Genomic DNA, 282 nt, shown 5'->3' with positions numbered 1-282 from the left:
ACCCAGCGGCTGACCGTCGACGTCGACGATCCGAACCGAACCGTCAGCGTTCACTTCTGCTGACGCCCCCGAAGGAAGATCCAGATCGAATCGATACTCGTGGGGCGCCGCTTCACCCTCGATGCTGATGATGGACTGGCTTCCATACTCAGTTGCGTAGGCGGTGACCGATGCATCCGGCAGCGCCGTACTCACCAGGGGAGCATCGTCCCCGTGAAACAACCCGGCCGGCACTCCACTCAGATCCACGTCTTCGGGAAGCGCCGGTGTGCCGGGTAGCGA

Annotated in this window: 1 pseudogene; it reads right to left on the bottom strand. The window is 62.8% G+C overall.

Annotation, left to right across the window (positions count from 1 at the left end):
• Positions 1-195, bottom strand: a pseudogene (locus tag ACPYOG_RS19415) (hypothetical protein); the annotation flags it as partial.
• Positions 196-282 lie beyond the last annotated feature (87 nt).

The organism is Leifsonia sp. HAY1-4F, from assembly GCF_056755275.1.
Note: the sequence above shows the minus strand (reverse complement) of the source record. Positions and strands in the feature narration are given on the sequence as shown.